Raw genomic sequence first — 18,613 nt, 5'->3', positions numbered from 1 at the left:
GACTCAATGCCGAAGGTGAATCCCCGGGAGCCCAATCCGATCGATATCCATGTCGGCTCGCGGATCCGGTTGCGCCGGCAATTGCTCAGGATGAGTCAAGAGCGCCTGGGTGACGATCTCGGTGTGACGTTCCAGCAGGTCCAGAAGTACGAGCGAGGCGCCAATCGCGTCGGCGCCAGTCGGCTATACCGGATGTCCCGCGTGTTGGAGGTTCCGGTCCAGTTCTTCTTCGAGGGCATGGGTGAACGCTCGACCCTGACCGGGATGGCCGAGGATGACCAGACGCCAATTGTCTATGATTTCATCCAGAGTGTGGACGGGGTTTCGCTGGCAGAGTCGTTCTCCCGTATCAAGGATCCAAAGGTCCGCAAACGGGTCCTGGAACTGGTGCGGACGCTGGCTGATGAAGATGAGGATGCCGGCGCCTGAAATGCTGACTTTCCCGGTGCAAGCCGAGCCGGAAACCGCTAAACCGGCGCCCCATGACGAACGAGCCGACACAGCCCCCCGCTTTTCGCCTGTTTGGTCGCGCCCAGGGCAAGCCCCTTTCGGCACGCCAGCAGGACCTTGTCGATAATCTCCTGCCGCGCATCGGCCTGCCCGATGACGGCGTGATTGATCCGGCGACTTTGATGCCTAAACACGGTCTGCAGACGCTCGAGATCGGTTTTGGCGGCGGGGAACATCTTGTCGCGCAGGCGGCCTCCAGTCCGCACACCGGCTTTATCGGCATCGAGCCGTTTCTCAACGGCGTCGCCAAGGCCCTGACTGCAATCGATGCCGGCGAGCTGGAGAATGTGCGTCTGGCGAGGGCCGATGCGCGGGAAATCCTGCCGCGCTTCAAGGCGGATAGTCTGGACCAGATCTACCTGTTGTTTCCCGATCCCTGGCACAAGAAACGGCACGCCAAGCGGCGTTTTGTCCAACAATCCACCCGCGACGAGTTTGCGCGCTTGCTCAAGCCGGGTGGGCGCTTGCGGATTGCTACGGACGTCAAGTCCTATGCCGATCACTGCATGGTCGAGTTTTCCGGTGATGCCCGGTTCGCCTGGCAGGCGCGATCAGCCGATGACTGGAGCACTCCGCCTGCCGACCACATCACCACCCGGTACGAGACCAAGAACCTCGGTGACTGCGCCCCGGTCTTCATGGACTTCCTGCGCGTCTGACAGACTCGGTGGACTTGCCAATCGGCACTGCCCGGCGTATAAGGCGGCTCACTACAAGTTCGATTGTATCGGATGATACATTCGAGCGGTCGCCCACGGCGGCCGCTCTTTTTGTTTCTGCAAACGGGGCCGACGCCTTGAAAACAAAGTCGCCACAGGATGATCGCATCCTCGCCCTCGCCGAGCCGGTTGCCGCCGACCTCGCGCTCGAGGTCGTGCGCGTGCGCATCATGTCCGGCAAACGGCCGCGGCTCCAGATCATGGCCGACCGCACCAACGGGACCGGCATCGAGGTTGAGGACTGCGCACGTTTCTCGCGGGCCCTGTCCGAGGTGTTCGAGATCGAAGACCCGGTTTCCGGCGAATATGACCTGGAGGTCTCGTCGCCCGGCATCGATCGCCCGCTGACCACGCTGGCGCACTTCGAGCGCTGGGAAGGCAATGAGGTCAAGATCGAGCTGGATCGCCTTGCCGAGGGTCGGAAGCGTTTTCGCGGCATCCTCGCCGGCGTCGAGGACGGCCATGTCGGTCTCGACATGGACGGCGAAGACGACACGACGATGATCCCGTTTGATTGGATCGTTGAGGCCAAACTGGTTTTGACAGACGCCTTGATCGAGGCGGATTTGAAAGCGCGAGGCCGAGGCCCCGCGACGACTGAAGGAGACGAATGATGTCGCTGTTCAACGCAACGGGGATCACCCGATGAGCATTGGTGTTAGTGCAAACCGGCTGGAATTGCTGCAGATCGCCCGTGCGGTCGCGGCAGAGAAGTCCATCGATGAGTCGATCGTTATCGAGGCCATCGAGGAAGCCATCCAGAAGGCAGCGCGCTCCCGTTACGGGGCGGAAAACGATATTCGCGCCAAGATCGATACGAAAACGGGTGAGCTTTCTCTGACCCGTAACATGACCGTTGTCGAAGAGGTCGAGAACGACAGCCAGGAACTCAACCTTGCTGACGCCAAGAAAATCGACAAGACCGCTGAAATCGGCACGGTTTTCTCCGACGAGTTGCCGCCGATCGAGTTTGGCCGCGTGGCTTCGCAGACGGCCAAGCAGGTCATCACCCAGAAAGTTCGCGAAGCCGAGCGCCAGCGCCAGTTCGAAGAGTACAAGGATCGCGTCGGCGAGATCATCTCCGGCATCGTCAAACGCGTCGAATACGGCAATGTGATCATCGATCTCGGCCGCGCCGAGGCAATCATCCGTCGCGCTGACGGCATTCCGCGCGAAAACCTGCAGAACAACGAACGTGTCCGCGCCTACATCTATGATGTGCGTGAAGAAGTCCGTGGGCCGCAGATCTTCCTGTCGCGCGCCCATCCCGACTTCATGGCGGCCCTGTTCTCGCAGGAAGTGCCGGAAGTCTACGAAGGCATCATCGAGATCCCGTCGGTTGCCCGCGACCCCGGGTCTCGCGCCAAGATCGCCGTCATCTCCAATGACGGTTCCATCGATCCGGTCGGAGCCTGTGTTGGTATGCGCGGTTCGCGCGTGCAGGCGGTTGTCTCCGAGCTCGCTGGCGAGAAGATTGATATCATTCCGTGGTCCGACGACCCGGCGACCTTCATCGTCAACGCACTGCAGCCGGCCGAAGTGGCAAAGGTCGTCCTCGACGAGGAAGACCAGCGCATCGAAGTTGTTGTGCCGGATGAGCAGCTGTCGCTGGCTATTGGTCGTCGCGGCCAGAATGTGCGTCTCGCCTCGCAGCTGACCGGCTGGTCGATCGACATCCTGACCGAGGAAGAAGAGTCCGAGCGTCGCCAGAAAGAGTTCGCCGAGCGGACCCAGCTCTTCATCGCTGCCCTTGATGTTGACGAGGTCATTGCCCAGCTTCTGGCTACGGAAGGCTTCACCGACGTTGAAGACTTGGCCTATGTCGATCTTGGTGAGATCGGCGCTATTGAAGGCTTCGACGAAGACACGGCCGAAGAAATCCAGGCCCGTGCCCGCGATTATCTCGACCGTCTGTCGGCCGAGCAGGATGCCAAGCGCAAGGAGCTGGGCGTCGAGGATGCGGTGCTTGAGGTTGAGGGCGTTGTCCTCGCCATGGCCGTCAAGTTCGGTGAGAACGACGTCAAGACGGTCGACGACCTCGCCGGCCTGGTCACAGATGACCTGCGTGGCTGGTTCGAAACGAAGAATGGCGAGCGCGTGCGTGAGCCGGGCATCCTGGAAGAGTTCAATCTCGCCTCCGAAGATGCCGAGATGATGATCATGCGGGCCCGCGTTGCGGCCGGCTGGATCTCTGAAGAAGATCTGCCGCAGCCGGAAGTCGTGGAAGAGGAGGTCGATGAGGCCACCGCTGCCTTCGACGTCGAGAGCATGGATCTGGCGGCTCTGGAAGCCGAAGCCGAGGCCCTGGGTCTCGACCTCGACGCCGAGCTGCCGGAAGAGGGCGAGGAGGCCAAGGCTGACTAGCCCCAAGGCCAGCGTTGTGCGGGAACGGCGTTGCGTTGTCACCGGAGAGGTCCGCGAGGAAGCGGATCTGATCCGCATGGCTCTCGGGCCGGGCAACCAACTTGTTCCCGACCTTGCTGCCAAATTGCCTGGCCGTGGCGCCTGGGTGAGTGCGCAGCGGGGACTGATCGAGAAGGCGGTCAAGAAATCCGCCTTCAACCGGGCCTTCGGGTGTCCGGTGAACATTCCGGAAGACCTGCCGGGCCTGATCGAGGGCCAGCTGGTCGCGCGCGCGCTGAACCTCCTGGGGTTGGCGCGTCGCTCCGGAGACCTGGCGGTGGGCTATGATGCGGTGCGTCTGGCCTTGAAAGCCGCCCGGCCGGCCTGGCGCATCGAAGCGTCAGACGGCGCCGAGGATGGTCGGTCCAAACTGGATCGACTGGCCTTTGCGGCCTGGGGCGATGTCCCGGTCGCTGGATGTTTTACGGCGGAAGCCATCGGTGACGCGACGGGTCGCGCTCCGGTGGTCCACGCCGCCATGTCGACGGGTTCGCAAGCGCGAGCCTTTACGACTGTGATGGGGAAGCTTTCGGGCTTCCAGCCGCTCGTCCCGCAAGGCTGACGTGCGGAGATTGCCGCGATAGCGGTTGATATCGGCCTTGAGCTGGCTAGTTTAGCGAGCCTTCAGGCCGGGCAGTGGTTTGAACAGTGCGGATTTCCGGCATTCGGCTACCGGAAAGCCCCGCGGAACGAAGCCGATTTGGAAGGCTCGCATGAGCGACGCAGACGACAACAACTCCTCCGGCCGCCGGCCGCTCTCTCTGAAACGCTCCGGCGGTGGTACCGTGCAGCAAAGCTTTGCGCGCGGCCGCTCCAAGGCGGTCGTCGTGGAGAAGAAGCGTAAGCGCGTGGCGACGCCGGCCAAGGATGGCGGTCCCGGCGGCAAGCAGGGTGGAGGCGCCAAGGGTGGCGAATCCGCACTGGCCGCCAAGGCCCGCCAGCTCGGCCTGTCCGAAGAGGAACTGGTCGCCCGCCAGCGGGCCATCGCCCGCGCCCGCGCCGAGGCCGCCGATCGGGAAGCCCAGAAGAAACAGGATGCCGCCGCCATGGCGCAGCGCGCTGCCAGTGAGCAGCGTCAGCTGGAAGAGCAGCGCGAGCGCGTCGCCCGCGAAGCACGCGAGGCGGAAGAGGCTGCTCAAAAGGCAATTGAAGACGAAGCCCGTCTGAAAGCCGAGGCCGAGGCCGCCAAGGCAGCCAAGGACAGCGGTCGCAAGCGCGATGACGACTCGTCCCGCCGCCGGCCGCCGGCGAAGGACGAGAAGCGTACGCCGGATGTTGTCCCGATGGACGAAGCCAGCGCGCTCGAGGCGCTTGGTGGTCGCGTCAAGCGCAAGGGCGGGGCTGCAGGCCCGGGCCCGGCAGCCAAACAGCAGCCGGCACGCGCCAAGACTGACAATCGCCGTCGTGGCAAGCTGACCATCCAGAACATCCTGGAAGGTGATGAGGAGCGCCAACGCTCACTCGCTTCGGTGCGCCGTGCCCGCGAACGCGAAAAACAGCGTCGCCAGGACACGTCCGGCGGTCGCGAGAAGATCGAACGCGAAGTCATCGTTCCGGAAGCCATCACGGTTGCCGATCTGGCCAACCGTATGGCCGAGCGCTCTGTTGACGTCATCAAGTACATGATGAAGCAGGGCCAGATGGTCCGCATGAACGACGTGCTGGACGCCGACACCGCCGAGCTGGTTGTCGAGGATTTCGGCCACATCGTGAAGCGCGTTTCCGAGGCTGATGTCGAGCAGGGCTTCATTGCCGATGATGATGCCGACGAGGCCAAGCTGCCACGAGCACCGGTCATCGCCGTCATGGGTCATGTCGACCACGGCAAGACGTCCCTGCTGGATGCGCTGCGCTCAACCGACATCGCGTCGGGCGAGGCTGGCGGCATCACCCAGCATATCGGTGCCTACCAGGTCGAGCTGAGTGGCGGTCAGAAGATCACCTTCCTCGACACGCCGGGCCACGCCGCTTTCTCGGCCATGCGTTCGCGTGGCGCAATGGCGACCGATATCGTGATCCTGGTGGTGGCCGCCGATGACTCGGTCAAGCCGCAGACCATCGAAGCCATCCATCATGCCAAGGCCGCTGGAACGCCGATCATTGTCGCCGTCAACAAGTGCGACAAGCATGAGGCCAACCCGCAAAAGGTCCTGACCGACCTGCTGCAGCACGAGATCGTTGTTGAAGCGATGTCGGGTGAAGTGCAGTCGGTCAATGTGTCGGCCAAGACCCGCGAAGGTCTCGACGAGCTGACCGAGGCGATCGCCTTGCAGGCCGAACTGCTCGACCTGAAAGCGAACCCCGAGCGCAGTGCCGAAGGCATCGTGATCGAAAGCCAGGTCGACAAGGGCCGTGGCCCGGTCGCGACGCTTCTGGTCCGTCGCGGGACGCTCAAGCGTGGTGAGATCGTGGTGGCTGGGGCCCAGTGGGGCCGTGTCCGCGCGCTCGTTGATGCGCGCGGCCAGCAATTGTCCGATGCCGGTCCATCGATGGCGGTCGAGATCCTTGGTCTCGATGGCGCCCCGGATCCGGGCGAGGTCTTCGCCGTGGTCGACAGTGAATCGCGTGCCCGTGAAATCGCGGACTACCGTCAGCGCAAGGGCCGTGAGGCGACCGGCGGGTCGTCGCCGGCCAGCGCGTCGCTCGAGCAGATGATGGCGCGTCTCAAGCAGGACGAGACCCAGGAAATGCCGCTTCTCGTAAAGTCGGATGTCCAGGGTTCGGCCGAGGCGATCAAGCAGTCGCTTGAGGGTATCGGTAATGATGAAGTTCGCGCGCGGATCATTCGTGCCGCTCCGGGCGGTGTGAACGAAAGCGACGTTCTCCTTGCCAAATCGTCCGGTGCGCCGGTCTTCGCGTTCAACGTCCGCGCCAACAAGCAGGCGCGCGAACTGGCCGAGCGTGAAGGCGTCGAGATCCGCTATTACTCGGTCATCTATGATGTGATCGACGATGTGCGGAACACGATGGAAGGCATGCTGGCGCCGGAGAAGCGCGAGAACTTTATCGGTTACGCCGAAATCCTCGAAGTCTTCAACATCACCAAGACCGGTAAGGTCGCCGGTTGTCGTGTCACCGAAGGTACGGTCAAGCGCGGTTGTGGCGTTCGCCTCCTGCGCGACGATACGGTCCTGCACGAAGGCAAGCTCAAGACGCTCAAGCGCTTCAAGGATGAAGTGTCTGACGTTCGTGCCGGCACCGAGTGCGGCATGGCCTTCGAGAAGTATGAAGACCTGCGCAAGGGCGATCAGATCGAGTGTTTCGAAGTGATCGAGGTCGCGCGCAAGCTCGAAGCCTGATCCGACGAAGACCGATGTGAAAAGGGCGGCCCCTGTCAGGGCCGCCCTTTTTCGTTGTGGCGATGGTGACGCCTGGCGACCACCCTAGTCAGCGTCGGTTGCGGCGATCAGGCCCTGTTCGGGGTGGGCGTAATTCGCGAAATCCTGATGGCTGACCACCAATCCGTCGCGCACGGTGATCACCGTCACCTGCTCGGACCGCCAGCGAAAATTCTGGCCCGGGGTATCGGTCGGGTAGAGTGCATTGACGTGTCCGATGAAGACAACGCGGCTGTTGGATGTGAAGACCTGGTCCCACTCAAAGCCGAGTTCGATCGGATTGTAGCTTTCGCCGAAGGCGCGCAATTCGGCCATCATGCCGTCGCGGCTGTCCTCCGCATATCCGTCCGGACCCACGTCAGGGCTTTCGGCGGTCGTGTCCCTGAAGCGGACATCTTCTGCCAGCAAGGCCTCCATGCCATCCCAGTCGACCGAGGAATAGAGTGCCATATAGGCGCGGGCCACAGCCTCGGCCTCGGTATTGGACTCGCCCTGGGCGTGACTGGCTGCAACCGGCGCTAGGCTTGCCGCGATGGTGATGACGGCCAGGAAAAACAATCGGGTCATGGTTGGGCTCCGCGTGAATGTGAGGGTTCGGGTGTTGATGGAGGTCGGACCGGCATCCCGGAGACTTTGGCTCGGGCAGAATGCTCCGAAATGCCGGCCCGGTCCCGGCCGGGGGCACACCCCCGGCCGGAACCATTCTGGAAAGTGACAGGACGTGAGGCGTCAATCGTCAGGGACGACCCGACTCGCGCCTGAAAAATCGGTGTAGTCGCGATGCTCAAGGACATGACCGTCAGCCACGCGCACGATGGTCGTGATCGGGTAGCGATAGGTCTGGGCTGCGTCGCCAGTGCCGTAGACAACGTCCACATGGCCGATGAACACCACATTCCGGGACGCCTCATAGGTGCGATCAATCGTGTAGGTGGCGTGATCCACGCCCCAGGCCGCAATCCCGGACGTGATCGCGACCGGACCGCGCCACTCGATCCGCTCGGCGACGGCGGCGATCTCGAAGGAAGTCGGGTCAAGGAAGACCGTGTCGGCGGTCATCAGCGCGGTCATCCGGTCGAAATCCTGGCGCGAATAGGCATCAAGCCAGGCTTCGGCGATTGCCCGGGGAGTTGTGGTCCCGGTCTCCGATTGGTCGGCGGCGGCACGGGCAGGAACAGTCTGGACTGTGCCAATGGCAACAAGCAGGGCAGTGGCGAGCATTTTGATCATTATGGTTCCGGATCGGATGCAGGGAGAGGGCTGGTCTCAGGCACGCTGTGCCCGGCGGTGAATAGGGCAGCGGCTTCCGACCGGGTAAAGGCGGGCACCAGCGTTTTGTGACGAGCGCGGCAAGTGGAGGGACGAAACCCGGCCATTCGCCGGGTCTTGCATCGGTCGGGCAAGGGGCGTACACCCGCGCGCCTCGCTTCCACCGTGATGGAGATCCACATGGCCCGCCGCCAGACCAACACTTCCAAAGGCCCGAGCCAGCGTCAGCTGCGTGCCGGCGAACTCGTCCGTCATGCACTTGTGGGTATCATTGCGCGTGAGGAATTCCGCGATCCGGACCTTGAAGGCCAGATGATTTCCGTGACAGAGGTTCGGCCCAGCCCGGATTTGCGCGTCGCGAAAGTCTATGTCGCGCCGCTGGGGCGGGGCGATTCCGCCAAGCTCGCATCGGGCCTGAACCGTTGTGCCAGCTTCCTGCGCGGGCGCCTTGGTCGCGAAATCGAGATGAAGTTCACGCCGGAGCTTCACTTTCATGCCGACAACTCATTCGACACGGCCAGTCATGTCGATGATCTGCTGAACCGTCCGACCGTTCGCAAGGACCTGGATGCTGACGGTGATAGCGAAGCGGACGCCGAGGGCTAGTGCTCGCTGTCTGCCGCGGCGCCGCTGGTCAGCTCAATCGGGAAGTCCAGAAGAAATAGGCGAGGTAGCCTAAGCCCTGCAGACACTGGGCTGCGTACAAGCCCCAGCTGACGTGCCGCACAACGGTATTGGGGATCGCGGCGATGGCGGCGGCGAACACCGGCAAGCACAATACAAAGCTGGCAGCCGCTGGCCATTTCCAGTTGATATCCATTGAGCCTGGCGGTCCGGCGAGCATTATCGCGATCAGGATGGCGAAAACGAAAGCGCCGACCATCAGATAAATATGCGCATTGGCCGCGAGGTGGTCGCGTAGGGCTGGTGCCCCGGAACGGATCGCGATCAGGGGATGCTCTGCGGCACGGGCCCAGGCGACCCAGAATGCGGCGCACGACAGGCCGACCATTCCCGCATACTGGCCGCCGGGAATGGCGTAAACCCAGTCGGGGAAACGGTCCGTGAGCCAGCGCTGATATCCTTGGAATGGATGGAATTGGAGCGTGAGGTTGGACGTCGCAGCGTCTGTACCGGCGACCGGCACGAGATTGTCCATCGGTGAACTGCCAGCGGTCAGGGACAGATAGGTAAACCAGATCCAGGGAATGGCGAGAACCGAGATCGCGCCAAGCAGGCGATCACGATCGAATTCCCGGTATTGAAACAGAATCGCACCCAGAATGGCCGGTGCGAGGGCCATATAGCTGGGCGGTTTGAAAAAGAAGGATGCACCGATCAGCAAGGCGCCGAGCGTCAGTGTGGAGCGTTTTTCACGGAAGGCGATCAGGGTGGCGAACAGGCCGGCGGCCGCAACGGCCATTGAGAAGAGCTGAGTATCGGAGTGATACATCGTGCCCGATGCCGAGAGGAAACCCCGATAGGTCGGTGTAAGTGCAAACAGCGGCAGTTTGAGCGGTGAGAATATGAGCGTCGAAGCACCGATCAGCGTTGCGGTGCGCACGCCCATGCCGAAGACGCGACCGGCAATGCCGAACAGTGAATAGCTCAATGTAAAATATACAAATATCGCCAGGATCTTGGCGGCTGAGAACGCCGCCGCAGCACTCATCGGACCTGTCAGGACGGTCGTTACCATGATGACAGAGTGGAAGGCCCGATGGTTGACCCGCCTGGGCGGCAGGCCCTCTTCAAAAAGAGTTTGGGTGTTGCGGGTGTAATGGGCGAGGCGATCGCTTTGATAGGCCCATTCCGGAACAATGTCGGAGCGTTCCAGCCATTCCGTGGAATTGATCCGGATGTTTTCGTCATTATTGGCGAAACCGTAGGCCGTCATTGCCGCGACGATGCATGACGCGGCGAGCAGGGCAGCGACCCTCGGCCAACGGATCGGTTCAAAACCAGTGACGGCTTTGTGCCATCGAGCCAGCCGCCAGATTGCCAGGCCCGCTAGCGGTGTCATCGTCGCGAGGGCGGCCAGGACCGGTGTTTCGCCGAGCAAGGCTCGATGCATGAAGGCAAGACCGCCAATGCCGGTCAGTGCGAGACCTGCGGCATAAGCGAGGACGTGAAATTGAACGGGGTCGGGAATATAGCGGCGAACCGGCACCAGTAGCTGGGCCGCGCCAAACGTCCAGACAGCCTGTACCAGCAGCGATCCGGCCAGCATGGCGGCTGAAACACCAACCCAGAGCAGGAGGAGTGCTGACAGCGCCAAGACCACGCCGGTGCAAAGCATTCCGATATGACGTCCCGCAAGCACCACTGAACCTTCATATCAATGCCCGTCCGGATTGCACGGTCCCCGGATCATGCTCAACCAAACTGATGCGGACAAGCGCGATCCGACATGCCTCGGTGGTTTCCGCATCCACCCGCCGGAGATTCTCGTGGCGGAGGTCCGGTCCAGCCCGACCGGCCGCGAGGCCCTGGATGCCAACCGCGCCTCGATGCCAACCGGGACGGTGACGCGGACGCCGAGGGCTAGGGGTCGCTGTCTGACGGTTCGATGGCAGGAAGTGGTGGCAGATCGGTCCGTGTCATGCGCCAACGCCGGGCGTCACCGGAGAGCCCGTGCTCGGTCGCGGATATTGCTGCCACCCGCCCGGCTTCATCGCGCTCGAATGACAAGTCGACATTGAACAAACGCCAATTCAACCGCTCACCGCCGGTGGGCGAGAGATAGAAGCGCCAACCCCGCTCGGCGAGGACCAGATCAAGCCCGCCTTCTGCCGGCTCGACAATGACGGGTCCGTATGGGCTGCCCTGATACTGACCGGCGGCATCCAGATGGGCCTGCGTCAGGCTATCCGTGGCCGGGCGCAGATTTGGCTGCCCGGGATCACGCCCCTGGGCGAGGGCGTGCAGAACCTCCTGAAGGCCCCAATTGCTGTAGGACTCGATATTGGTGCCATAGACGATGGTCAGGTCGCGCGTCGGCAGGATCGAGATCCCGGCACTGTAGCCAGGCACCGAGCCCTGGATTGTGTAGATGGGTTCGCCATTGACCACCAGGGCGCTCCAGGAGCCGGTCATGCTGCCATCCGGTTCGAACAGGTCGATGCGGCGGGTCCGCACGGCATCGGCTAGGCGCAGAAGGTCGCGCATCGGAGCTACAAGGCCGGCTGCTCCCAGACCCGGTGAATCCGGCATGGGTGCGCGCAGGTCGAGCGGCAGCGGTCCCGCAGCATAACCGGTCGGGACGTTGCGGCCCTGTCCGGCATCGCTGCGAGCGATACGGCTGTCATTCATGCCGAGCGGAACAAGGAACTCCGTCGCGATCAGGGTTTCGAAGCGGGCATTCATGACCCGCTCGACGACCACCGCCAGAATGCCATAGCCCAGATTGGAGTAGGCGTATTCGTGTGGGCCGGGCCCCGGCGCCGTCTGGCTTCCCAGCCAGGCTACAAGGCTGTCGCTGCGGGCATCAGGCAAGGCGTCTGCAGGAAAGTCCCGGGCCAGGCCCGCAGTGTGTGAAATGACGTCGCCGATCCTGACATCGCCATAGCTTGCCAGTTCCGGAATATAGCGCGAGACCGGGGCGTCGGCCGACAGGCGACCCTCATCGATCAACCGATGCACCATCGCGGCGGTCAGGCTTTTGGTGATTGAACCTGCCGGGAAGCGGGCCTCGGCGGTCATCGGCGTGCCGTCGACCCAGTCGGCATAACCGAAGGTCATGGCGACCGGTTGATCCTCGCCGCGCCGGATCATGATCACGCCGGAAAAGTCCCGGCTGTCGATCAGTGGCGTCAGCCAGTCGTGAGCGGACAGTTCGAGACTGGGCCCCGGAAGTGTCAACTGGGCCGATGATGACGGGGAAAAAAGCGCCAGGCCGGCACAAACAACGGCAACAATTCTGATCATGACACAACTCCCGGCACGCCGATCACGATTATGATGTTCCGGGATGTCCTTCAAGCGGTCCCGCCCTTGCTTCGCCCGCGACGATCCGATAGGCCCGCCCCTCCCGCGCACGGGTCCGATCCCCGGCGCCAGATGGAGCAAGACATGGCCAGACGCCGCAAGGGCGATGACATCCACGGCTGGGTGATCCTCGACAAGCCCCTCGACATGACTTCGACCCAGGCTGTTTCCGCGGTCAGGCGGATCTATAATGCCAAGAAGGCCGGCCACGCCGGAACCCTCGACCCGCTGGCCTCCGGCATTTTGCCGATTGCGCTGGGTGAGGCCACCAAGACGGTCCCCTTTGCGGTCGAAGGCTCGAAAATATACCGCTTCACCATCAAGTGGGGCGAGCGCACCACGACGCTCGACCGCGAGGGTGAGGTCGTTGCGACCAGCGATGTCCGTCCGACGCCGGAACAGGTCGCCGCGGTGCTGCCTGACTTCACGGGCGAGATCCAGCAGATCCCCCCGGCTTTCTCCGCCATCAAGGTCGATGGCGAGCGGGCCTATGACCTCGCCCGCAGTGGCGAGGACGTCCAACTCGAGGCCCGTCCGATCCAGATCCACTCGCTGGACCTTCTCGACTGCCCGGATGCGGATATGGCGGTGCTGGAAATGCGTTGTGGCAAAGGCGCCTACGTCCGCTCCATGGCGCGCGATATTGCCCACGCGCTGGGGACGGAAGGCCATGTCGCCGCCTTGCGCCGGATTCGCGTTGGTGGATTCGCGGAAGCGGAATCCACAAGGCTGGACGAACTGGAAGAAATGGCTCATAAGGGCGCCGCTTCGGAAGCTCTGCTCCCGGTTCAGACCGCGCTGGACGACATCCCGGCGCTGGCCATAACCGAAGAGGAATCCTTCCAGTTGAAGCTAGGACGCTCGATCGTCCTGCTCCCGCGTCAAGCGCAAGAGCTGAAGGCGCAGCGCCGACCCCGCGAAATCGCGGGCAAGGACTGCACCTTTACCGCTTTGGCCCTTTGCGATGGTGTGGCAGTGGCGCTCGGCGACGCAAGGGCCGGAAAGTTCCAGCCCTCGCGTGTTTTCAACCTCACTCCCTGACAATTCAGGGAGTCGACATAACGAGTTTAGGAGAACCCGATGTCGATTACGCAAGAGCGCAAATCCGCGCTGATCGCTGAACATGCCCGTGGCAAAGCCGACACGGGATCGCCGGAAGTGCAAGTGGCCATCCTGACCACCCGGATTGCCAACCTTACCGAGCACTTCAAGACCCACAAGAAGGACAACCACTCGCGTCGCGGCCTTCTTAAGATGGTCTCCCAGCGCCGCCGGCTTCTCGACTACGTCAAGAACAAGGACGTGGCCCGTTACCAGGCCATCATCGAGAAACTGGGTCTGCGCCGCTGATCCGCGACGCCATCCGTACGAAAGACGATATGTTCGATATCCAGAAAGAAACGATTGAGTGGGCGGGTCGCCCACTCACCATCGAAACCGGGCGGGTTGCCCGTCAAGCCGACGGCGCCGTCATGGTGTCCTACGGTGAGACCACCGTCCTCGCCACAGCAGTTGGCGTCAAACAGGCCAAGCCGGGAGTCGATTTCTTCCCGCTGACGGTCAATTACCAGGAAAAATACTTCGCGGCGGGCAAGATCCCCGGCGGCTTCTTCAAGCGTGAAGGCCGGCCGACGGACAAGGAGACGCTCACCTCGCGCCTCATCGACCGTCCGATCCGTCCGCTGTTCGTCAAAGGCTTCAAGAACGAAGTCCAGGTGATGCTGACGGTCCTGTCGCACGACCTTGAAAATGATCCCGACATTGTCGGCATGATCGGCGCCTCCGCGGCTCTGGTCCTGTCCGGTCTGCCCTTCATGGGTCCGATCGGCGCTGCCCGCGTCGGTTACAAGGACGGCGAATACATCATCAACCCGCCTTGCGACGAGATGGATGACAGCGAGCTTGATCTCGTCGTCGCCGGTACGCAGGACGCGGTGATGATGGTTGAATCGGAAGCCAAGGAGCTGTCCGAAGAGGTCATGCTCGGCGCTGTCATGGCCGGTCACAAGGCCTTCCAGCCGGTGATCGACATGATCATCAAGCTGGCCGAACGCGCTGCCAAGGAACCGTGGGATTACGCTCCGGCTGATCACTCGGCCGAGGAAGCCAAGGTTCGCGACCTGATCGGTGACGATCTGGCCGCCGCCTACACGATCGTCGACAAGACCGAGCGCTACAAGGCGGTCGGTGCGGCGAAAGACAAGGCTGTCGAGGCCCTGCTCCAGACAGAAGACCGTCCGGACGGCATCGACATGACGACGCTCAAGGACGTCATGAAAGCGGTCGAGAGCTCCATCGTTCGCGGTGGCATCATCAAGACCGGCAAGCGTATTGATGGCCGCGCCCTCGATCAGGTCCGCTCGATCGTGTCCGAAGCCGGCATCCTGCCGCGGACGCACGGTTCGGCCCTGTTCACGCGTGGGGAAACCCAGGCCCTGGTCGTTGCGACCCTGGGCACGGGCGAAGATGAGCAATTCATCGATGCCCTGACGGGTACCTACAAAGAACGCTTCATGCTGCACTACAATTTCCCGCCCTACTCGGTCGGTGAGACGTCATTCCGTCTTGCTCCGGGACGCCGGGAAATCGGACACGGCAAATTGGCCTGGCGTGCGGTGAAAGCCGTCCTGCCGACCAAGGAAGACTTCCCGTACACGATCCGCCTGGTCTCCGAGATCACCGAGTCGAACGGCTCGTCCTCGATGGCCACGGTCTGTGGCGCCTCGCTGTCCATGATGGACGCCGGCGTGCCGATCACCCGTCCGGTCTCTGGCATTGCCATGGGCCTGATCAAGGATCCGGAAGGCGTTGCCGTTCTCTCCGACATCCTGGGTGATGAGGACCATCTCGGCGACATGGACTTCAAGGTGGCTGGTACCACCGAAGGCGTCACCTCGCTGCAGATGGACATCAAGATCGCCGGTATCGACGAGGAAATCATGAAGACAGCCCTGGCCCAGGCCAGCGGCGGTCGTCTGCACATCCTCGAAGAGATGGGCAAGGCGCTGGGCGAAGCCCGCACCGAGCTCGGCGAGTTCGCTCCGCGTATCGAGACCATCACCATTCCGACCGACAAGATCCGCGACGTGATCGGTTCGGGCGGCAAGGTGATCCGCGAGATCGTGGAAACGACCGGTGCCAAGGTCGACGTCAATGATGACGGCGTGATCAAGGTTTCGTCCTCGGACGGCGCCTCGATCAAGGCCGCCCTCGACTGGATCCACGGCCTCACGGCCGAGCCGGAAGAAGGCAAGGTCTACAAGGGCAAGGTCGTCAAGGTCATGGACTTTGGTGCCTTCGTGAACTTCTTCGGTCCCAAGGACGGTCTCGTCCACGTGTCTCAGCTCAAGGCTGAACGCGTGAACCACCCGAACGACGTGGTCGCCGAAGGCCAGGAAGTCTACGTCAAGCTCTTGGGCTTCGATGATCGCGGCAAGGTTCGCCTGTCGATGAAAGTCGTCGACCAGGAAACCGGCGAAGAGATCAAGAAGGAACAGGAAGACGCTGAATAAGCGATTTTCTGCCTGATCGATTGATCAAAAGACCCCGCCGGCGCAAGCTGGCGGGGTTTTCTTTTGGGCTTGCATGCCAGGCCCTCAGCCAATCGACAGGCTTGGATCGATCATGAACTGGGACATTCTTGATTTCGTGATCGCGGCGGTAATGCTGGCTGTATTGGTGACCGGGCTTGTACTGGTTTTCCGGGGAAGCGCGCATTGGACGAGCCGGCTGGCCGGGGCGGGGCTATTGTTCGTCAACTTGCTTCTGTTCTGGATCAATGGCGCGGTCGGTATCATCGGTGACGCCGGCAATGACGCCAACATGCTCTACCTTGCTGTCCCGCTGGTTGGTCTGGCCGGCGCTGCCTGCCAGGTTTTCCGTGGTCGCGGGCTTGGCCTGGCCAGTCTGGCGTCCGCTGTCATCCTGGTCATTGTCGCGATGCTCGCCCCGCTGGCCGGTTGGGGCGGAGAGGGCCCTGCTTGGCCGTGGGATGTCATGGTCATCACGGTCGCCTTTGTGACGCTGTTCGTGATCATGGCTGGACTGAATCGTCACGGCCTGCGCGCTCAGCTGGCGTCCAGCCTGGCCCGGTAGCGGCGACTGCCGGGTATCTGTGTCCCGGTATCGAGCGTAATCGTGACGTCACCTTCGCCGGTCGGCGCAATTTCGCGAATGGCACCCCGGTTGACCAACCAGGATCGATGCACCCTGACTGCATCGACTCCGGCCTCCCCCAGTTGTTTTTCCAACTCGGTGAGCGTTGACCTGGCGAGGTGCCCGCCGCCGGCAAGGCCGATCTCGACATAATTTCCCGCCGCTTGCGCGGCTCGGAACTCGTCTGCCGCGATGCGCAGGGTCCGGCCGCCGCATTTCAGGGTGAGGCGATGGGAGCGGCGGGCCTCGGCGCGGGCGACCTCGACTTCCAGCCGCCGCATCTGCAGCGCCAGCGAGACCGCGATGATGATCTGATAGCCGGCATAGGCGCCGATATCCTTGCGCGCTTCGTAGACAATCTCCCGCCACGGCGCGTCGTGGAAGAATTCATAATCACCGCCATAACCAAAGGTCCAGACGCCCTCACGGATTAGCACCATGCCGAGCACGTGCAGGCCGGTATAGGCGAAAAAGCCCAGTAGGTGCCAGGGCAGGGAGGTCAGCCAGCGCCCCGGCTCCAGCGGCGCCCGCAGGCCCAGCCACATGATCGCCGGCACCAGGATCGCCGTCATGAGGATGCTCGACCCTTCCGTCACCCAGGCAAAGAAGGGCGGCGCGTCGCGACCATCGCGGGCAAGTTCGGAGTCGATCGACGTCGAGGCGATCACCCAGAAGGCAATCAGGGTCAGCCAGGCGAACTGGCAGGCCAGCCACAGGGCGCGCCGCTCGGCCAGGCGGGCGCGGCTGTGATCGGAGGGCGCGGTGTCGGTCATGTCGCGATGCTCGCCCAGCTGCGCGCCGTCGGCAAGTCACGGATCAGCCGCTCGTCCCGGAATACCGCCGCCCGTCCCCGCGGCGCGGCGTGTTGTCCCGTCCGCCTGCCGCTCGTCACGGCGCGGTGGAGCGCCTGTCCCGGTTGGTCGATGAGGGGGCCGACAAGGAGCACGGCCATGAACACTACAAAGACCCCGACGATGACCCCGACGATGACCCGGCCTTTCGACGGACCCGGCAGCGGTCGCCAGTTCGGTCTCGACTGGCTGCGCATCGGCGTCTTCATCCTGTTGATCTTCTATCACACCGGCATGTTCTTCAATACGGAGGGCTGGCACGCCAAGAGCCTCAACGCGAATGACGTGATGGAGCCCTTCATGTGGCTCTCCAGCCCCTGGCGCCTGCCGCTGCTCTTCCTGATTTCCGGCGTCGCCATGCGCTTCCTCTCGGACAAGCTGGGCAGTGGAAAGTTTGCCCTCGACCGTCTCTGGCGCCTGTTTCCGGTGATCCTGTTCGGCATGTATGTGATCGTGCCGCCGCAATCTTATTCCGAGCTGCGTATCGCCGACATCATAGAGCCGGGCTATTGGGACTTCTTCCGCCTGTATGCCGGTGAATGGGCCGGGCCCTGGGAGTTGCACACGCCGACCTGGAACCACCTCTGGTATGTTGTCTACCTGTTCGTCTATTCCCTGCTTCTGGCGCCTTTCTTCCCGCTTCTGCGCAAGCTCGCCGACAGCGGTGCGATGCAGGCGGCAGGTCGGGCATCGTCGCGAGGCTGGATCGGGGTCGCGGCGCTGATCACCCTGCCCTTGCTGCCCTTCCTCATCGTGCGTTTCACCCTGTTCGAGCACTTCCCGACGACTCATGACCTGATCGAGGACTGGGCCAATCACGCCAATTCGTTTGCGATGGTGCTGATCGGCTATTTCATGGCCAAGAATGACGGGGTCTGGCGCACGGTCGACCGGGCCCTGCCGGTTGCCGGCGCGTTGACCGCCGTTTTGTTGGCCTATCTGTTCTGGGCCTATACCCATATCGAGGTCGCGCTCGGCGAGCCCGCCCTTTTGTGGTTTGCCCGTCTGGCCCGCATGGTTTTCATGTGGTCGATCATCCTGACCCTGCTCGGTGCGGCCCGTCGATGGTTGAACCATGATGGCCCGGTCCGGCGCTATCTGACCGCTGCGGTATTTCCCTGGTACATCCTGCACCAGACCATCATCGTCATTGTCGGCTTTGCGATCCGGGATGCCGGATATGGTGTGTGGACCGAATTCGCGATCATCACTGCGGCGACGGTCAGTGGCTGTCTGCTGGGCTTTGAAGTCCTCCGCCACATTCCGGTTCTGCGTCTGGTGATGGGAATGAAAGCCCTGGCCCCGGCCATCGCGCCGGCCCAGTCGGTGCAGACCCGGCCGACATTACAAAAACTTTAGACGAAAGCCCGGCCCAGCCGCC

General features: G+C 62.7%; 17 protein-coding genes. 12 read left to right on the top strand and 5 right to left on the bottom strand.

Translation table 11 applies throughout. From position 1 onward, the window contains the following. Positions 1–6: 6 nt before the first annotated feature. The 6 genes from ACN0X9_RS06725 to infB all read left to right on the top strand — a co-directional run bounded on the left by ACN0X9_RS06725 (position 7) and on the right by infB (position 6,931). Positions 7–429 carry a helix-turn-helix domain-containing protein gene (locus ACN0X9_RS06725; RefSeq protein WP_417486844.1) on the top strand — a complete coding sequence of 141 codons (423 nt, stop codon included), beginning with the start codon at positions 7–9 and terminating at the stop codon, positions 427–429. Between the two features lie 53 nt (positions 430–482). Next, positions 483–1,169, top strand: coding sequence for a tRNA (guanosine(46)-N7)-methyltransferase TrmB (gene trmB / locus ACN0X9_RS06720; protein ID WP_417486843.1), 687 nt, complete (start codon positions 483–485; stop codon positions 1,167–1,169). A gap of 137 nt (positions 1,170–1,306) precedes the next feature. After that, positions 1,307–1,843, top strand: coding sequence for a ribosome maturation factor RimP (gene rimP, locus ACN0X9_RS06715; RefSeq protein ID WP_417486842.1), 537 nt, complete (start codon positions 1,307–1,309; stop codon positions 1,841–1,843). Between the two features lie 31 nt (positions 1,844–1,874). After that, on the top strand, positions 1,875–3,593 hold the full coding sequence (gene nusA / locus ACN0X9_RS06710; RefSeq protein WP_417486841.1) for a transcription termination factor NusA: 1,719 nt from the start codon (positions 1,875–1,877) through the stop codon (positions 3,591–3,593). Next, complete coding sequence (locus ACN0X9_RS06705) at positions 3,586–4,194, top strand: RNA-binding protein (protein ID WP_417486866.1); 609 nt, start codon at positions 3,586–3,588, stop codon at positions 4,192–4,194. The genes nusA and ACN0X9_RS06705 overlap by 8 nt, the downstream gene beginning before the upstream one ends. 151 nt (positions 4,195–4,345) lie before the next feature. Next, on the top strand, positions 4,346–6,931 hold the full coding sequence (gene infB / locus ACN0X9_RS06700) for a translation initiation factor IF-2 (protein WP_417486840.1): 2,586 nt from the start codon (positions 4,346–4,348) through the stop codon (positions 6,929–6,931). An 84-nt stretch (positions 6,932–7,015) separates the two neighbouring features. Here infB and ACN0X9_RS06695 read toward each other — a convergent pair whose 3' ends face one another. Both ACN0X9_RS06695 and ACN0X9_RS06690 read right to left on the bottom strand, forming a co-directional pair. Continuing rightward, complete coding sequence (locus tag ACN0X9_RS06695; RefSeq protein WP_417486839.1) at positions 7,016–7,537, bottom strand: nuclear transport factor 2 family protein; 522 nt, start codon at positions 7,535–7,537, stop codon at positions 7,016–7,018. A 162-nt stretch (positions 7,538–7,699) separates the two neighbouring features. Continuing rightward, positions 7,700–8,200 (bottom strand): nuclear transport factor 2 family protein, encoded by a 501-nt coding sequence (locus ACN0X9_RS06690; protein ID WP_417486838.1) that lies wholly within the window; start codon positions 8,198–8,200, stop codon positions 7,700–7,702. A gap of 219 nt (positions 8,201–8,419) precedes the next feature. On the opposite strand from ACN0X9_RS06690, the gene rbfA reads away from it, so the two are divergent. Further along, on the top strand, positions 8,420–8,845 hold the full coding sequence (gene rbfA, locus ACN0X9_RS06685) for a 30S ribosome-binding factor RbfA (RefSeq protein WP_417486837.1): 426 nt from the start codon (positions 8,420–8,422) through the stop codon (positions 8,843–8,845). Positions 8,846–8,873: 28 nt separating this feature from the next. On the opposite strand, the gene ACN0X9_RS06680 is transcribed toward rbfA, so the two are convergent. After that, complete coding sequence (locus ACN0X9_RS06680) at positions 8,874–10,538, bottom strand: hypothetical protein (protein ID WP_417486836.1); 1,665 nt, start codon at positions 10,536–10,538, stop codon at positions 8,874–8,876. Positions 10,539–10,783: 245 nt separating this feature from the next. Then, positions 10,784–12,166 carry a serine hydrolase domain-containing protein gene (locus tag ACN0X9_RS06675; RefSeq protein WP_417486835.1) on the bottom strand — a complete coding sequence of 461 codons (1,383 nt, stop codon included), beginning with the start codon at positions 12,164–12,166 and terminating at the stop codon, positions 10,784–10,786. 144 nt (positions 12,167–12,310) lie between these two features. On the opposite strand from ACN0X9_RS06675, the gene truB reads away from it, so the two are divergent. The 4 genes from truB to ACN0X9_RS06655 all read left to right on the top strand — a co-directional run bounded on the left by truB (position 12,311) and on the right by ACN0X9_RS06655 (position 16,321). Next, positions 12,311–13,267, top strand: coding sequence for a tRNA pseudouridine(55) synthase TruB (gene truB, locus ACN0X9_RS06670; protein ID WP_417486834.1), 957 nt, complete (start codon positions 12,311–12,313; stop codon positions 13,265–13,267). Between the two features lie 39 nt (positions 13,268–13,306). Continuing rightward, complete coding sequence (gene rpsO / locus ACN0X9_RS06665) at positions 13,307–13,576, top strand: 30S ribosomal protein S15 (protein WP_075190259.1); 270 nt, start codon at positions 13,307–13,309, stop codon at positions 13,574–13,576. Between the two features lie 29 nt (positions 13,577–13,605). Continuing rightward, positions 13,606–15,738, top strand: coding sequence for a polyribonucleotide nucleotidyltransferase (gene pnp, locus ACN0X9_RS06660; protein WP_417486833.1), 2,133 nt, complete (start codon positions 13,606–13,608; stop codon positions 15,736–15,738). A 112-nt stretch (positions 15,739–15,850) separates the two neighbouring features. Beyond that, positions 15,851–16,321, top strand: coding sequence for a hypothetical protein (locus ACN0X9_RS06655; protein ID WP_417486832.1), 471 nt, complete (start codon positions 15,851–15,853; stop codon positions 16,319–16,321). On the opposite strand, the gene ACN0X9_RS06650 is transcribed toward ACN0X9_RS06655, so the two are convergent. After that, positions 16,294–17,154, bottom strand: coding sequence for a LytTR family DNA-binding domain-containing protein (locus ACN0X9_RS06650; protein ID WP_417486831.1), 861 nt, complete (start codon positions 17,152–17,154; stop codon positions 16,294–16,296). The two genes, ACN0X9_RS06655 and ACN0X9_RS06650, sit on opposite strands and share 28 nt — an antisense overlap. A 177-nt stretch (positions 17,155–17,331) precedes the next feature. On the opposite strand from ACN0X9_RS06650, the gene ACN0X9_RS06645 reads away from it, so the two are divergent. Beyond that, on the top strand, positions 17,332–18,591 hold the full coding sequence (locus ACN0X9_RS06645) for an acyltransferase family protein (RefSeq protein ID WP_417486830.1): 1,260 nt from the start codon (positions 17,332–17,334) through the stop codon (positions 18,589–18,591). Positions 18,592–18,613 lie beyond the last annotated feature (22 nt).

This window comes from Maricaulis sp., assembly GCF_048268525.1.
Lineage (GTDB): Bacteria > Pseudomonadota > Alphaproteobacteria > Caulobacterales > Maricaulaceae > Maricaulis.
Note: the sequence above shows the minus strand (reverse complement) of the source record. Positions and strands in the feature narration are given on the sequence as shown.

Excerpts from the sequence above, each read along its gene's own strand:
- ACN0X9_RS06725 (WP_417486844.1), top strand. The coding sequence starts at position 7 with ATGCCGAAGGTGAATCCCCGGGAGCCCAATCCGATCGATATCCATGTC.
- trmB (WP_417486843.1), top strand. The coding sequence starts at position 483 with ATGACGAACGAGCCGACACAGCCCCCCGCTTTTCGCCTGTTTGGTCGC.
- nusA (WP_417486841.1), top strand. The coding sequence starts at position 1,875 with ATGAGCATTGGTGTTAGTGCAAACCGGCTGGAATTGCTGCAGATCGCC.
- infB (WP_417486840.1), top strand. The coding sequence starts at position 4,346 with ATGAGCGACGCAGACGACAACAACTCCTCCGGCCGCCGGCCGCTCTCT.
- ACN0X9_RS06695 (WP_417486839.1), bottom strand. The coding sequence starts at position 7,537 with ATGACCCGATTGTTTTTCCTGGCCGTCATCACCATCGCGGCAAGCCTA.
- ACN0X9_RS06690 (WP_417486838.1), bottom strand. The coding sequence starts at position 8,200 with ATGATCAAAATGCTCGCCACTGCCCTGCTTGTTGCCATTGGCACAGTC.
- rbfA (WP_417486837.1), top strand. The coding sequence starts at position 8,420 with ATGGCCCGCCGCCAGACCAACACTTCCAAAGGCCCGAGCCAGCGTCAG.
- ACN0X9_RS06680 (WP_417486836.1), bottom strand. The coding sequence starts at position 10,538 with ATGCTTTGCACCGGCGTGGTCTTGGCGCTGTCAGCACTCCTCCTGCTC.
- ACN0X9_RS06675 (WP_417486835.1), bottom strand. The coding sequence starts at position 12,166 with ATGATCAGAATTGTTGCCGTTGTTTGTGCCGGCCTGGCGCTTTTTTCC.
- truB (WP_417486834.1), top strand. The coding sequence starts at position 12,311 with ATGGCCAGACGCCGCAAGGGCGATGACATCCACGGCTGGGTGATCCTC.
- rpsO (WP_075190259.1), top strand. The coding sequence starts at position 13,307 with ATGTCGATTACGCAAGAGCGCAAATCCGCGCTGATCGCTGAACATGCC.
- pnp (WP_417486833.1), top strand. The coding sequence starts at position 13,606 with ATGTTCGATATCCAGAAAGAAACGATTGAGTGGGCGGGTCGCCCACTC.
- ACN0X9_RS06655 (WP_417486832.1), top strand. The coding sequence starts at position 15,851 with ATGAACTGGGACATTCTTGATTTCGTGATCGCGGCGGTAATGCTGGCT.
- ACN0X9_RS06650 (WP_417486831.1), bottom strand. The coding sequence starts at position 17,154 with ATGACCGACACCGCGCCCTCCGATCACAGCCGCGCCCGCCTGGCCGAG.
- ACN0X9_RS06645 (WP_417486830.1), top strand. The coding sequence starts at position 17,332 with ATGAACACTACAAAGACCCCGACGATGACCCCGACGATGACCCGGCCT.